This window comes from uncultured Aggregatibacter sp. (assembly GCF_938046485.1).
GTDB lineage: Bacteria > Pseudomonadota > Gammaproteobacteria > Enterobacterales > Pasteurellaceae > Aggregatibacter.
In genome coordinates this window covers 1-12777 of record NZ_CALIWN010000059.1, presented here as the reverse complement: position 1 = coordinate 12777, position 12777 = coordinate 1, and the positions used below count along the sequence as shown (strand labels likewise).

Annotated in this window: 21 protein-coding genes, 1 tRNA gene and 1 pseudogene; 17 read left to right on the top strand and 6 right to left on the bottom strand. The window is 41.5% G+C overall.

Features of this window, described 5'->3' with window-relative positions:
- Window positions 1-475: pseudogene (locus tag Q0203_RS07780) on the bottom strand (NAD-dependent DNA ligase); the annotation flags it as partial.
- Between the two features lie 23 nt (window positions 476-498).
- Window positions 499-1182 (bottom strand): helix-turn-helix transcriptional regulator, encoded by a 684-nt coding sequence (locus Q0203_RS07775; RefSeq protein WP_297931171.1) that lies wholly within the window; start codon window positions 1180-1182, stop codon window positions 499-501.
- 123 nt (window positions 1183-1305) lie between these two features.
- Between Q0203_RS07775 and Q0203_RS07770 the strand changes: the two genes are divergently transcribed.
- The 12 genes from Q0203_RS07770 to Q0203_RS07715 all read left to right on the top strand — a co-directional run bounded on the left by Q0203_RS07770 (window position 1306) and on the right by Q0203_RS07715 (window position 7514).
- A complete protein-coding gene (locus tag Q0203_RS07770) occupies window positions 1306-1530 on the top strand; it encodes a helix-turn-helix domain-containing protein (protein ID WP_297931168.1) in 225 nt (74 codons plus the stop codon).
- A 17-nt stretch (window positions 1531-1547) separates the two neighbouring features.
- Window positions 1548-1793 carry a hypothetical protein gene (locus tag Q0203_RS07765; RefSeq protein WP_297931166.1) on the top strand — a complete coding sequence of 82 codons (246 nt, stop codon included), beginning with the start codon at window positions 1548-1550 and terminating at the stop codon, window positions 1791-1793.
- Window positions 1794-1884: 91 nt separating this feature from the next.
- On the top strand, window positions 1885-2148 hold the full coding sequence (locus Q0203_RS07760) for a hypothetical protein (protein WP_297931164.1): 264 nt from the start codon (window positions 1885-1887) through the stop codon (window positions 2146-2148).
- Between the two features lie 15 nt (window positions 2149-2163).
- Entirely contained in the window at window positions 2164-2529 is a 366-nt protein-coding gene (locus Q0203_RS07755; RefSeq protein WP_297931160.1) for a hypothetical protein, read from the top strand.
- 4 nt (window positions 2530-2533) lie between these two features.
- Window positions 2534-2806, top strand: a complete 273-nt coding sequence (locus Q0203_RS07750; protein WP_297931157.1) for a hypothetical protein — start codon at window positions 2534-2536, stop codon at window positions 2804-2806.
- Between the two features lie 16 nt (window positions 2807-2822).
- Window positions 2823-3326, top strand: coding sequence for a hypothetical protein (locus Q0203_RS07745; protein ID WP_297931154.1), 504 nt, complete (start codon window positions 2823-2825; stop codon window positions 3324-3326).
- Between the two features lie 6 nt (window positions 3327-3332).
- Entirely contained in the window at window positions 3333-5483 is a 2151-nt protein-coding gene (locus Q0203_RS07740) for a replication endonuclease (RefSeq protein WP_297931151.1), read from the top strand.
- Entirely contained in the window at window positions 5467-5832 is a 366-nt protein-coding gene (locus tag Q0203_RS07735) for a hypothetical protein (RefSeq protein WP_297931148.1), read from the top strand. Before Q0203_RS07740 ends, Q0203_RS07735 begins: the two co-directional genes overlap by 17 nt.
- Complete coding sequence (locus Q0203_RS07730) at window positions 5829-6191, top strand: hypothetical protein (protein WP_297931144.1); 363 nt, start codon at window positions 5829-5831, stop codon at window positions 6189-6191. The genes Q0203_RS07735 and Q0203_RS07730 overlap by 4 nt, the downstream gene beginning before the upstream one ends.
- Before the next feature lie 2 nt (window positions 6192-6193).
- Entirely contained in the window at window positions 6194-6874 is a 681-nt protein-coding gene (locus Q0203_RS07725; protein WP_297931141.1) for a site-specific DNA-methyltransferase, read from the top strand.
- The gene (locus Q0203_RS07720) at window positions 6871-7230 is read left to right on the top strand and encodes a hypothetical protein (protein ID WP_297931138.1); all 360 of its coding nucleotides are present in this window, start codon (window positions 6871-6873) and stop codon (window positions 7228-7230) included. Before Q0203_RS07725 ends, Q0203_RS07720 begins: the two co-directional genes overlap by 4 nt.
- On the top strand, window positions 7218-7514 hold the full coding sequence (locus Q0203_RS07715) for a hypothetical protein (protein ID WP_297931135.1): 297 nt from the start codon (window positions 7218-7220) through the stop codon (window positions 7512-7514). Before Q0203_RS07720 ends, Q0203_RS07715 begins: the two co-directional genes overlap by 13 nt.
- Before the next feature lie 34 nt (window positions 7515-7548).
- Here Q0203_RS07715 and Q0203_RS07710 read toward each other — a convergent pair whose 3' ends face one another.
- The 3 genes from Q0203_RS07710 to Q0203_RS07700 form a co-directional block, all read right to left on the bottom strand.
- Window positions 7549-8550 (bottom strand): site-specific integrase, encoded by a 1002-nt coding sequence (locus tag Q0203_RS07710; protein ID WP_297931132.1) that lies wholly within the window; start codon window positions 8548-8550, stop codon window positions 7549-7551.
- 247 nt (window positions 8551-8797) lie between these two features.
- Window positions 8798-8883 (bottom strand) — tRNA-Leu (locus Q0203_RS07705).
- Between the two features lie 189 nt (window positions 8884-9072).
- Window positions 9073-9855 (bottom strand): Zn-ribbon-containing protein, encoded by a 783-nt coding sequence (locus Q0203_RS07700; protein ID WP_297931129.1) that lies wholly within the window; start codon window positions 9853-9855, stop codon window positions 9073-9075.
- Between the two features lie 106 nt (window positions 9856-9961).
- On the opposite strand from Q0203_RS07700, the gene Q0203_RS07695 reads away from it, so the two are divergent.
- The 4 genes from Q0203_RS07695 to cspD all read left to right on the top strand — a co-directional run bounded on the left by Q0203_RS07695 (window position 9962) and on the right by cspD (window position 11610).
- The gene (locus Q0203_RS07695; RefSeq protein WP_297931124.1) at window positions 9962-10279 is read left to right on the top strand and encodes a YqcC family protein; all 318 of its coding nucleotides are present in this window, start codon (window positions 9962-9964) and stop codon (window positions 10277-10279) included.
- Window positions 10273-10983, top strand: a complete 711-nt coding sequence (gene truC, locus Q0203_RS07690; RefSeq protein ID WP_297931121.1) for a tRNA pseudouridine(65) synthase TruC — start codon at window positions 10273-10275, stop codon at window positions 10981-10983. The genes Q0203_RS07695 and truC overlap by 7 nt, the downstream gene beginning before the upstream one ends.
- Window positions 10984-11031: 48 nt before the next feature.
- Window positions 11032-11193, top strand: coding sequence for a YoaH family protein (locus Q0203_RS07685; protein ID WP_033002552.1), 162 nt, complete (start codon window positions 11032-11034; stop codon window positions 11191-11193).
- Window positions 11194-11400: 207 nt separating this feature from the next.
- Entirely contained in the window at window positions 11401-11610 is a 210-nt protein-coding gene (cspD, locus tag Q0203_RS07680; protein WP_021616176.1) for a cold shock domain-containing protein CspD, read from the top strand.
- A 287-nt stretch (window positions 11611-11897) separates the two neighbouring features.
- On the opposite strand, the gene Q0203_RS07675 is transcribed toward cspD, so the two are convergent.
- Window positions 11898-12110 (bottom strand): hypothetical protein, encoded by a 213-nt coding sequence (locus tag Q0203_RS07675; RefSeq protein ID WP_297931117.1) that lies wholly within the window; start codon window positions 12108-12110, stop codon window positions 11898-11900.
- A 12-nt stretch (window positions 12111-12122) separates the two neighbouring features.
- Between Q0203_RS07675 and Q0203_RS07670 the strand changes: the two genes are divergently transcribed.
- The coding region (locus tag Q0203_RS07670; protein WP_297931114.1) for a tape measure protein at window positions 12123-12777 on the top strand (655 nt) is incomplete at its 3' end.

Sequence of the window (12777 nt, the reverse complement as noted above, 5' to 3'; positions counted from 1 at the left end):
GAATATCGGTAACTAAGCGATATAATTCACTACCGGGATAGTTATTCTTTAATAAACCATTTTGACTTAGCCACCAATTCAAATAGCGAATTTCATCATCGTTTAATTTATTGTCGGAAATTACTCCTTTACACAAGCCGGACAATAAGTGCATATCGGATTCTTTTGAGTAAAGGTCAATGTTGGGAAGGTCTAGGATGTCTCGCTGAATGAGAAGTAGGGTGGATTTGAGTGCTTTTAATTCGTCTTTTGTTACTTTCCCATCAAAACGAATATCAATAATGTGATCGCGGATTTGTTGAAAAATGACATTGTCTTGTAAAGATTTGGCTTCAAGTAACCAAGTGTCAAGATAAAGCAATTCTTGTTCGGTAATCTCTCCATCACAGGTTATCCCATCAATAATGCTGATTAAATTTGCAAACAATTTATTGCGATTTCGCACATAATTATAGCTATACAATTCGTCTTTCATTTTGTCATCTTCGGTCTTAGGTTTTACAAATCTTTCGGTTTTAATTCCACCGCTTTAATAAACTTCCCAATAATCTCGGCGGTGTCAAATAAGTCTTCTGTGATTTCAAACGGGTGATAAAGCGGGTTGTCGCTTAATGCCATAATCACCCCGGTCGGTAGGCGTTGCAGGCGTTTTATGTAGGTTTCGCCATTTAAGTTGAACGAATACACGCCCTCACCAATATATTCTTTTACGTTGGTATCGATAAATACGATATCGTTTTGCGTAATGGTTGGCACCATGCTGTCAGTCGGCACTTTGAACATATACACGCCATCGGTCGTTGTTCTGCCTAAAATCCGTTTCACGCCCTCATGGGTAAAGAAAATAGACGATATAACATCAGGATATTCAAGATTAATAATTCCCGAACTGTGTGCTGCCAATTCGGCATCTAATAAATCTACCCGTAGGGTGTGATCATTATCCTTTTCCGATGTAAATGCGAAAACATCAGCCTCCGGAGATCCCTCCCCAGTCTTCAACCAGTGCGCGTTTACACCAAGTGCGGTTGCAATTTCTAGGATGTTTTTAGGCGATCTTGTTTTTCCATTTAAAACATAATTAATTGCCTGTTGAGATACATTCACTTTTTTGGCTAGTGCATCTTCAGTTAACTCATTGACTTTTAATAAATATCTTAAACGGTCAGATAGGGTTTTCATTACAATTCTCCTTGTTAGATGACTATACAAGCGAAATTGTAACAATACAAACAAGAAAAATTGTTGTTTATTTACAAAAAAACTTGTAGTATGTATTCAAACTTAACAAGTAAGAGCTGAAATATGAGCAAAACTAATGAAAAATTTGTAAAAGCCGTTTCAGGTATTGGCTCACAGCAAATACTGGCTAAAGAATGTGGCGTAAGCCAACAAACGGTTAGTTTATGGCTTAACGGTGGAAAAATGGATGTGCGCCATATCCCCGCCATTATCAAAGCCACAAACGGCGCAGTGAAACCCGAAGACCTGCGACCGGATGTAGATTGGGCAGTGATTCGGAATAGTTAAACAATAAGGTGGTAAGTGTGAACGTAGATCATAAATGCACGAATTGCGGAAGTAACAACATCCGTGTGCGCACATCAGAAAAAATCGGCTTGTTGTCCATAGATGTTATCGCCTATTGCAACAACTGTGGCACAGAACTCAAGGTGACAAGCCAAATCACTCGGGTGCGAACGCCGGTTTATAACGAGCGACCGGAAGCCTTAATGACGAATAAACCGTTAAATCAGATTGACGAACGTCAGCAAGAAATCGCCCTCGATTAATTCTTAATTTCCAAACCGTAATAACAAGACTTGTCGTTTGAAGAAATTCAATCGACAGGATTTTTTCACCCCAAATTTGAGGAGTTGAACAATGATTAAGCAAAAACCAAACAGAAAAGTGACCGTTCGCGGCAAGCAACGCGTGAATATTTTCCAGCTGGAAAAAGACATTAAACGTCAGCACGGTTTGCAAAATCGCATTAATGCCAAACAGGCACAACTAAACACAAATCAGATCATCACAAACGAAGAAATCTTGGCGCGTTTAGACAATTTGGAACGCATTGTGTTGCCGGAAAGTGCGGTTAAAAAATGTGGCGTTTGGGCTTGGATAAAAGGGCTTTTTAGCAAGTAAACACGGGGGCGAACAATGAGCGCATGGGAAGAAATGCAGGCAGAGCAAGAAGCGGAAAACATCAGCGACATTAAATCGGGCAAATATGCCAACGGTTATGAGCTATTCAAAGCAAAACGCGCCGATAATTTCGGCGTTTCCGCAAACAATGCCGTGCGTCAGTTCGCCAATTTTGCCGAAGCGCATCCGGTTGCTGCCCGAGGTTTAAGCGAGCTTTTGCAATTAACCCACGCGGAAGCCGATTTGCGCGATTACACCGAAGAAGAGCGCGACTTAATTTATAAATTTTTATGGGTGGCCGATCGTTTAAAAGCACATTTCGGCACACCAACAAGCCGCCGCGATTTTGCCATGGCAGTACATCACACTAAAGCGAGTTAAAAAAATGGAAAGAAACATCATCGAACTATCAGAAACCTATCAGCTTGGCGTTAGCGACAACGGTTTTGTCGTTTATCAGCTACGCCAAGAGGGTGACAAGTGGAAAAAAAACAAAGGCACCTTTTGTAAAACTTTTGAGGGCGCGCTTGATTTTTTAATTAATTGCGAAGCGCAAAACGAAAACGTAACGAATTTTGAGCAAATGAAAAAAGTCATTGAAAACATCCGCGAAGAAGTCAGCGCGGCAATTTGTAAAAGCCAAGCGGAATTGTATTAAACAAGGAAAACTAAAAATGAAACCATTTAACAAAGCAGAAGCATTAAAAGGCGCGCCGGTTGTATTACGCAACGGAGCGAAGGCGTTTGTAAAGTTTGAAATCGCCGCAGATCAACTGATTAACAGCAGCAATATTAGAGACGCATTATATGGCTATATAGTTGGCCCATTAAACATTGCGGAACGTACGTTCTCATGGAAAGAGGATGGCCGTGTTTGGGCAAAATCAGAAAATGCACTTGATATTGTCGGCATGTGGGAAGAGCCGCGCCAGAACATCACTATTCGTATTCCGCAACCGTTAAAAGCCGGTGAGATAATGAAAAGAGTAGGCGGAGAAATCTTTGTTGTTTGTCAGCCTAGTGGTCTGTATATCGGTGCATATATCAAAGAAATTGAGGTGACCACGGAAGGCATCAATTGGCATTCATGGGACTTGGTGCATAAAGGCTTTGCTTTTGCAACCAAAGCAGACGCGGAATCTTTTTTAGCCGCAATGAAAACCACCGTTGCCGAGTAATAACCAATGACAAACTGGGAACGCGAACGCGACATACGGGAAGCGGAAAAAGCGGCAAGAGAGCCATTTTTTCAAGTTTCGCCTTATGTGCCATATCAAGCCACGCCGGAAGGGTTGAATATTCATCAATATGAATTGTTCAACTTTAACACTGACGCGTTTCCGTTTGTCAATGAGTACATTTCAAAACTGCCGGAATATTTAAGCAAATATTTCGTTAAACGCTACATCCGCACTTTCCGAAAGAATGGTTATCGCGCCGCAAACAGTTGGGTGCGCGAAACTATGCAAAAAGGCATCCTCGACCGTGTTGAGGGCGTGATGAATCGTTATCCTATTTTAACCGCCATCAACAAGCCAAAAGGCAATGTATATACCTTCGGCTTTATCAAAAACAAAAAAGTATTACGTAAATCAGTAGGTTTAGACGAGTTCACTTTGCACGACGTAGAGGACTTTTCTAAATCTATTGCCGCAGAACTCGAAGAAATGGTTGCGGAATTTGAAGATAAATACATTCGAAACCGCGCCACACCGATCACCGAAGAAGCAGAAATAGACCGCATTTTTAACGCACTTTATAAAAAAATGGCGTATTTCACCAAAATGAAAGGCGTCAACCCGCCGTTTTATAGCAAGTTTGAAAAAGGCAATTTAGATGACGAAAGCCTAAATATTGCTATCGAAAAAATGCGCTCCGAAAACTGGTGGCAACGTCAATTAATGGCGATTCGCTCACGCATCCGTGAGCATTTAGCCATTGCCGTTGGTCAAGTGCAAGCCAAGGCAAGCCCTTATGCCAGCCGCGAGGCTATCGCCGAATGGAAAACACAAAAACGCAAAAACCGCCAATACATCAAGCAAATGGTTTTAATCAACGAAGACGACCAAGAAGAAATCATTGCACTGGATGAAATGTTTTATAAGACCGTTTCCAATCCTGCGGTGCGCCGTTGTGAATTAATGGTGCGCATGCGCGGCTTTGAAGAAGTGGCAAAACAACTCGGCCACGCGGGTGAGTTTTACACATTAACCGCCCCGAGTTGTTATCACGCCGTACATTCTCACGGCGGGTTTATTAAAAACTGGAACTTTTCAAGCCCTGCCGATACGCAAAAATATTTATGCTCCGTCTTCGCAAAAATCCGCGCAAGCCTTAAACGCCAAGGCATAGACCCTTATGGCTTCCGCGTGGTTGAGCCACACCATGACGGCACGCCGCACTGGCACTTATTGCTATTTATGCCACAAGAACACGTTGATGCCTGCCGCACAACGTTTAAGCGTTACGCGTTGGAAGCGTTCGGCGACGAAATCGGCGCGCAAGAACACCGCTTTACCGCAACGGCAATTGACTGGGAAAAAGGCAGTGCCACCGGCTACATTGCAAAATACATTGCAAAAAACATTGACGGCTATCAATGCGATGACGACACCGACGACGAGACGGGCGAAAAATTGAAAGATATGGCCGCGAACGTTTCTGCGTGGGCAAGCAAGTGGCGGATTAGACAATTTCAGCAAATCGGCGGTTCTCCGGTTTCTGTTTGGCGCGAATGCCGCCGCAAACGTGGTGCCGCCGTTGAGGGCGACGAGAAATTAACCGAATTAGTGCAGTTAGCCGATAAGGGCGATTGGGCGGGTTACACACTTTTACAAGGCAATGGCAACCCATGCGCACAGCGTAAAGATTTATTAGCCCGCACGGCGTACGAAGACCGCAAGCCGAATGATTACGGCGAGATCAGTAAAAAGATTATCGGCTTTTTTAATCAGGTCACCACTCAAACTATTTTCACCCGAACAAAGGCTTGGAAGATTGTGAAGAAAGCCGTTGTTGAGGGTTTATTAAAAATTAGCGGGCTTTGCCCGCCTTGGAGTTCTGTCAATAACTGTACGGAGCGGAAAAACGACCGAAAAGAAATTCCGGATGTTTGGCAAGCAGAAGAACAGCATCACACGTTAGAAAAAGGCGAGTTTTTAACCGCTTTTGACAAGAAAAAACGTTGGCTCAAGAAAAACAGAATCAATTTAACCGCAAGCGAAAAAGCAGATTTGCTTTTAGGCCGAAAAGTGCGGTTGAAATCGGGCGAGTTTTTAATTTTTAAATACGGCGAAATCATAAAAATAGGCGGATTGCATGAGCAATTACACTAAACAACGCGTTTCTGTGGGGATTTTTAAAGCGCCGGTTTGGGTTGCTTCCGCCGAATTCGGATTTTTTTACCCTACTGCAGAATGGGACGAGTTAAACCCGGAACAGAAAGCGGCATTGATTGAAAAAGAGGTGGTGAAATATGTAACGGCAACACAAAAACTGATTGAACGCGGCGAAAAGCATTTGCGCTTTGAAGTTACTGCAAGCGTGGGAAACCACAAAAAAGCGATCACTTATGACGCACCACGGGAACAATACGAAAGCGCATTATTCCCGTGGCAGAAAAAAGAATTAATGATGATTTATGCAATGAGTTTAATTAACTGGGAATGCGAGATTTTGAAATGAATAAATTTATTGAATTAGAAGTTATTTATGCTGAATGTGATTCAGAAAAAATAAATTTCAAAAGTAAAAATATTTTAATTAATGCTGGATTTATTATTGGGTGTTCGGTTTTGGCGGTTCCGGAATTAGAAAATAGAAATCATGAAGAAAAATTTAAAAGAATAGCTGGAGGGTGTGTTTTTCTTGATGATAAAGGATTTTATTTCATTAAAGAATTTTTAAATGAATATTTTTATAGTCTAAAAGATGAAAAAGAAAATTCAACTTTAGAAATTCTTGGCGGGGAAAATTATATTTTTGTTACGCTAGATTCTTACACAAAAATGAAGAATGAATTAGGAATAATTAGGGGTAAATAAAAATGATGATTGATTTTAAAATGTGCAACGAAGACGCATTAGATTTTTTAAAAACATTGACGGACGAAAGCATAGATTTATTTATTACTGACCCGCCTTACGAATCATTAGAAAAACACCGTAAACGCGGCACAACCACGCGATTAAAACAAAGCGCGGCAAGTAGTAACGAATGGTTTGATATTTTCCCAAATGCGCGCTTTGAGGAACTATTCCGCGAAATTTATCGCGTAATGAAACCAAATAGCCATTTTTACCTATTTTGCGACCAAGAAACCATGTTTACGGCAAAACCTGCAGCCGAAAAGTGCGGTTTTAAATTTTGGAAACCGTTAGTTTGGGATAAACAGTGTATCGGAATGGGCTATCACTACCGCGCGCGATATGAATTTATCCTTTTTTTTGAAAAGGGTAAGCGCAAATTAAATGATTTAGGCGTTGCCGACGTGATCAGCGAAAAACGCATTGCGCGCGGATACCCAACAGAAAAGCCGGTCGCCGTTTCCGAATTGCTGATTAAACAAAGCTCAAGCCACGGTGATTTAGTTGTAGATTGCTTTGCAGGCTCCGGAAGCGTAGGCGAAGCGGCATTAAAATTAGGCCGCAAGTTTATTGGCAACGACAAAAAACAAAGTGCGGTTGAATTGTGTATTAAAAGATTGTGGGCGTTAGGGGGTGAATGATGGATGATTACCAAAAATTATTTATTGATAAATTTGAAAAGATTAGAGCGAGAAATGAAAGAAATGTTGGTCGTTCAAAACATTTAGGCAGTTTATATAAAGCGTCAAAATATAAATATATTGTCATTATTGAGTATGGTTCTAAGCAAAAACTAATCAGTTTTGACAAAAAAAGAAAAGCTAAGTCATGTTTTAAAAAATTGGTTGCTTTGAATGTTGGCACAGTGACACTCATAACAATTAAAAAAGATTGTATGGATATGCGCATTTCACCAGTGCCGGAAGTAGAAAAAATAAGCGTGGAAACTTTGTATATTGACGGCTTAGCAATGCAGGTGACATCATGGAAAATGTAACAAACGAAGCACTATTTGAAAAACTCGCAGAAGTACAAGCCATGCTAACCGCACAGGGTAAATATGCAGGCCTTGACGAAAACAGCGTGCAACTTTGGGATTTACAAGATATTGCGGATTATTGCAAGATTTCTTACCGTCAGGCGCAATGTATCACCGCCGCGCCGTATTTCCCAAAGGCGGTTTTTATGCCAAGTCAACGCGACCCAAGCAAACCATCAGACAAGCCTAGGTGGTTTGCAGGCGAAGTGGTGCGATATGCGAAAAGACGACAAATTTCATAAAAAAAGTGCGGTTAAAATTGACCGCACTTTTTATTTATCCTAACAAATTCGCCACTTCCGACATATCGGGCGCATAGTAAGTATTAAGCAAAATCTTTATATCTCTATGCCCGCTAATCTTTGCAAGCGTCATCACATCCACTTTTTTAGACAACCGGCTCAATGCTTCCCGTCGCGTGTCGTGAAAATGCAAATCCGAATCTTCCAAGCCCGCTTTTTCTTTTATCTGCCGGAAAACGGCATCAAGCGAGCGTGATTTAAGTCGGAATATATGATCATCATCAGCCAATTTTACTTGCACAAGATGATTGATAATCTCTATCGCCTTACTTGACAGCGGCACGTCACGCGGATAGCCGTTTTTTGATGTAGGGATATGCAATAGACGTTGTTTTAAGTTGAGATTTTCCCAAGTGGCATTACAGATTTCGCCGGCACGCATGGCAGTTTCAATGGCAAACAAAATTGCCGCGCCAACGCGGTTAATGACATTATGCGGCGGATAACTTAAATCATAACCGGACACAAAAATAAGACGCTCAATTTCCGCTTCTGAATAACGCCGGGTGCGTTCTTTTATGCCCGTTGGCTTGGAAAGCCCTTTAATACAATTTTTTTTGAGATATTGCCATTGTTCAACGGCGACCGTCATAATATTGGACACTGTGTTAAGCTCACGCAATACACTAGCAGGGCTAACGACTTTTAGCCGCTCATCTCGCCATTGCTCAAAATCTTTTAGACATAAATCAACAAGTCGCACCTTTCCAATGTGCATATCAGCCATGCGATGCAGTCGTAATGTTTCATGCCGCGCGCTTTTTTTTGTCGGTGTAATCTCTCTTACATATTTATGGATTAAGTCCGCAAAAGTTATATCAGGCACATCCGAGTATTCACCCGCCGCAATCTGCGATTCGATAGCATTCGCCCACGCCTGCGCTTCCGCCTTTGTTCTAAACGTCTTTGATTTATTAATGTTCTTGCGGCGTATTTGCACACGCCAACCGCTATTTTTTCGGCTAATTGTCGCCATTTTAACCACCTAAACACACACCAAAAAACAGGCACAAACACGGGATCAAAATAGGCACAATTTCCCGTTTCTGTGATCGCTTGCGATCATATAAAAACGATAAACGGAATTCAAATTACTGTCAATATATACAGTAAAAAGATTTTAAAAGGGAGTGTAGAGAATTGTAAGTTATTGATTTTATAGAATTTAATGAAAAGAAAAAGCCGCTTTGAAAAGCGGCTTGTAATTCTTCAAAACTTATCATTGGTGCCTAGGGTCGGACTCGAACCGACACGTTTATTCAACGGCGGATTTTGAATCCGCTGCGTCTACCAATTTCGCCACCCAGGCAACACTGATAAATTTTCTTGTTGAGAACGGATGCCGATTATAAGGATTTATCTCGTTGTTGCAAGCAAAAAATTCCTTAATGCATTTAATTGCTTAAATTTTAACTTTATCGATACTCCCAAGGCTACTTTTTTTCTCACCTTTCATCGCATGCTCAGCCATGATTTCAGCCTCCTATTACGATGAGGGTTATTGCCAGTGCCATGAAAGGTTGGAAACAAGACGGCAGTGATCGCATTTAAAATATAAGAAGTCAAACAGTGGTTGCTCCAGCGTCCACGGCCGTTTGCATAAGGGGCAATGGGAGCCTAACTCAGCTTCTCGGCTTTCTCCGCCGATTCGATACAAATAATAGTATGTGGGAATGCCACTTTGGCGAGTGATTTCTTGAGCGAGGTAATAGCCATGTTTAAACAATGGAGTTTGCGTATTGCTAATTTGCGCCAAGGCCTCTTGTTCTAACACCGAACCATTCATTTGCAACTGATCACACGCCTGCCAATTTTCTTGCCACTTGATCATATCCATTGCCAAGTGCGGTATGTTTTTTAGCTGTTTATATAACGGAATCGGTTGCAATGTATCACCGCTATGTAAAGGGGAACAAGACTGCAAATAGGTCGTATAGAGTAATTGCCAGGAAGGCGGTTCTGTTGCGGTCATGTCGGAATTAAGATCTTCTGCAACGATTTGAAAACTCTCGAAAAATACACCGCACTTTTCTGCTTCTAGAAGGGCTTGTGTGACCGGCCGATTGTTAAATTCCGCTAATAATGAAGTTTGCTCAGGACAAGTCACACGCACTGCCAAGCCTTGTTGATTTTCCTGCTCGGCAAGAAATTGTGGAATTTCACGTCCAATAATCTGTCCGTTATAACGCCATTGTTCAATTACTTGATTAACGCAATGGGCTTGTTTTTCCAATGAAAAATCACTCGACTGGAGAGAAAAGAAGGCTTCAATTAAATACATAATGGATCACGTTAATATAAAAAGTGAAATTTTACACGAAATTTGAGTAACTGGCGCAAAAGCATGAAATCTTCTACAATGACGCGCTTATTTTATGAGGTGTTTTATGCATCAACAAACTCGATTACATTTACAACATTTACAGCATACAATGACACGTTTGGCATTATGGCAAAGTATACCGCCAAACGCAGAGGCTTTTTTAAGCGAACAACCTTTTGCACTGGATACAATGCAGCCAACAGAATGGCTGCAATGGATTTTTATTCCGCGTATGTACGCCCTATTGGAAAGTCAGGCGCCCTTGCCAAGCCAAATTGCGATTAGCCCTTATTTAGAAGAGGCATTGAAAGAAGCAGATTATTTGGCGGAATTATTAGTCCCGATCATAGAAATTGAAAAGCTGCTGCAACAACCATGTTAGAGATTTTATATCAAGATGAGGTATTGGTCGCCGTCAATAAACCGGCAGGCATGTTGGTACATCGCAGCTGGCTTGATCGCCATGAAACCCAATTTGTGATGCAAACTTTGCGCGATCAGATCGGGCCGCGCGTTTATCCGATTCATCGCTTAGATCGTCCAACATCCGGCGTTCTGCTGTTTGCCTTAAACAGTGAAATAGCGCATATGTTATGCCAACAGTTTGAGCAAAAACAAATAGAAAAGCAGTATCTCGCGGTAGTGAGAGGATATGTGACAGGGCATGGCGAAATTGATTATCCGCTCAAGGTTCAGTTAGATAAAATTGCCGATAAATTCTCCCAACCGGATAAAGCACCACAAAGTGCGGTCACTTTTTACGAAGGATTGCAGACCGTGGAAATGCCTTACGGTGTAGGGCGTTATGCCACTTCCCGTTATTCTCTTGTGCGTTTAATTCCGCAAACCGGACGTAAGCATCAGTTGCGTCGTCACATGAAACATATTTTTCACCCCATTTTAGGGGATACACAATATGGCGATTTGCATCAAAATCGGGCATTAATGGAACACACCGGCTGCGCCCGTTTACTGTTACACGCAGAAAAATTAATCTTTGTTCATCCATTGACTCAACGTCCGATGACAATTCAAGCTGGACTGGATGCGCAATGGCAAAATCTCATGCAGACTTTTCAATGGTAAAAACATTGCAAAAAATCACCGCACTTTTAAATGAAAGGAAAGACAAAAATGCTAGATAACGATTTGCTAAATCTCACTCATGAACAGCAACAACGTGCCGTTGAAAAAATTCAAGAACTCATGGCGCAAGGCATTGGTAGCGGAGAAGCTATTGCCTTAGTGGCAAAACAATTACGGGAACAGAATAAAAATACACAAAATCACAAATAATTCGCCATCAAAGAAGAAAAGCTGAAGGGTTTTTGCACATTATTTTTATGAATTTTTGTGATCTCTGTTTGATTTTGAAACTTTTCTTATTGCATACACAGTAAATTTATTTAAAGATGATCACCAGCAAATTAAGGTGATAGGGCTGTATGTCTTATTGAAGTAAATGTGGTTCGAGAAGAACTAAAACCATAAGAGGTGTAAATTATGGAAGTTGGTGTTGTTAAATGGTTTAATAATGCAAAAGGATTTGGCTTTATTTCTGCAGAAGGCAGTGATACCGATATTTTTGCACACTATTCTGTTATTGAAATGGAAGGCTACCGCTCTCTAAAAGCAGGTCAAAAAGTACAATTTGAAGTCATTCACGGCGACAAAGGTTCCCACGCTACAAAAATTATCCCGATAGCAGAATAATAATTCATTCTCCCAAATAGAATCTATTTAATCTAAAGGCTAAGTTTAATGCAGGACTTGGCCTTTTGATTAAGGACTTCCCTGCTCTACACTACAACAACGGTGATATGTTCATTAAAATTTAATAGCAAAAAATACATCAAGTAAATCAGAGGCTATCGGTTAAATCTTATGTTACGTAGAAAATTAAAATACAGCGCCATTATCCCTATTATCCATCAATAAATCGCACAACAATATCATGCTCGTCATACAGTACTCAGCGCATCTTAAAGTGCGGTCAACTTTTAAAGTTTTGAGCCGATAATCAAAAGCAGTATGACATCTTTAGGATTGCGGAAGAAAGCAATGACACCAAGGATGACAAGGTACGAAAATGTGCCGAAAAACACCACCTGAATCAATGTCGCTGAACCGAACAACATAAACAATAAACCGATTTCATACGGTAACAGCGCAATCACCCAACCAATCCAACGGACATCAATGTCTTTATCCATAAAGGTTACCTCATGGCAGATAATTTAACACTCGCCCTCAAAATCAAAGCCGACCTTGAACACGCTTTGAACAATTTTAAGGCGTTTGAGCGCGAATTGCAACGTACCGGTCACGCCTCAGAAAATGTCGGCAAAGCGGCAAAAGTGGGCGCTGCCGGCGTGGATGAGTTGGGCAAAAAAGCCGACCAAACGACCGCCAAACTGGGTAAAACGCGCGCTGGGATTGAATCTATTAGCACCCAACTTGCCCGGTTAAAAACGCAAGCTATCGGGTTTACATTTGGCAATTTAGCGATAAGTAACCTTACGCAAACCTTGGATGAGTACAAAAACTTTGAATCACGTATCAAACTCATCTCTAAATCCAACGCCCAGGCGAAAGGCACCTTTAACGAGCTCATGCAGATCGCCAATGATACCGGTACGGTGTTTGCGGCCACTGCTGAGCTTTATACCCGTCTTTTTAGGGCGATGGGGAGCAGTGCCAACAGTGCAGAGCTCCTGCAATTTACCAAAACCATCCAACAAATGACGGCCATCTCCGGCGCAGGTGCCGAAGAGGCAAAAGCGGCGATTATCCAGTTGGCGCAAGGTTTAGCCTCGGGCGCATTGCGTGGCGATGAGTTTAATTCAGTTGCTGAGCAAATGCCTATTTTACTTGAGGTGT